The organism is Mycobacterium sp. ABE4_509, assembly GCF_056160785.1.
The window spans coordinates 1-1,178 of the sequence record NZ_JBSWXU010000302.1 but is presented as its reverse complement, the minus strand read 5'-3'; the positions used below and the strand labels follow the sequence as shown (position 1 = coordinate 1,178).

At 63.9% G+C, this 1,178-nt stretch carries 1 protein-coding gene; it reads left to right on the top strand.

Annotated features, from left to right (window positions below):
- The coding region (locus tag ACXAID_RS28150; RefSeq protein ID WP_475025440.1) for an IS30 family transposase at window positions 1-1,147 on the top strand (1,147 nt) is incomplete at its 5' end.
- Window positions 1,148-1,178: the final 31 nt, after the last annotated feature.

Here is a 1,178-nt window from a genome sequence, read left to right as displayed (position 1 = left end):
GTGTCAAGGCGAGCCGTTATTTGCCGCGGCGCAGGACATGGGCGTGTCGACCACGGTTGCCAGTATCTGGTGGCGTCAGGCTGGGGCGATGAAGCTGATCAGAGGTGGTCGAGGCGCGCAACGCGGGGTTGTGGACTCCGGTGATCCCGACGGCCCAGGCGGGCGCGGTCACCGACTCAATCTCGTCGAACGCATCGCGATAATGCGCGGCCGCGACGCCGGTTTGACCTATGAGCAGATCGGCCAGCAGCTGCGCCGCGACCGCTCTGTGGTGTGGCGCGAGGTCCAGCGCAATGGCAATGCTGACGGCGATTACCACGCCCTGATGGCCCATGCCCGCGCAGCTGAAAAAGCCAGGCGGCCCAAATCGGTCAAACTGCACAACCGCGACTTGTGTCGGGCCATCGAGAACTGGATGGACGACGGGTGGAGTCCGAAGCTGATCGCCGAGGTGTTGGCCCGTGATCACCCCGATGACAGGCTGGCACGGGTGAGCCACGAAACCATCTACCAGTGTCTCTATGTCCAAAGTCGCGGACAGCTGCGCGCCGATCTCAACAAGTGTTTGTCGACCAAACGCAGCGCCCGCAAGCCCCGGGGCGCAGTCCAGCGCCGCGGCACGTTCAGTGATGTGATCACCATCAGCCAACGTCCGGCCGTGGTGGGCGACCGTGCCGTGCCCGGGCACTGGGAAGGCGACCTGATCCTGGGCACCGGATGTCGCAGCGCAATTGGCACCCTGGTCGAACGCAGCACCCGGTTCACGATCTTGTTGCACCTGCCCGAGGACCACTGCGCCGATTCGGTGGCCACCGCGATGATCGCGGCAATGAACGAGCTGCCGGCTCATCTACGCCGCACCATCACGTGGGACCGCGGCAGCGAGATGGCCGCCTGGCAGGACATCAGCCTGCAACTACAGGCCCCTGTCTATTTCTGCGACCCCCACTCGCCCTGGCAGCGCGGCAGCAACGAAAACACCAACCGGCTGCTGCGATTCTGGTTCGAAAAAGGCACCGACCTCAGCGGCTACACCAAAGCCGACCTCAAACGGATCCAGGACAAACTCAACAGCCGACCCCGACCGACCCTTGATCTCGACACCCCAGCCCAACGCCTATCTGCTCTGCTCAGCCAAGCCGCCTAAGCCCGTGTTGCACTAACCACTTGACTTTGGG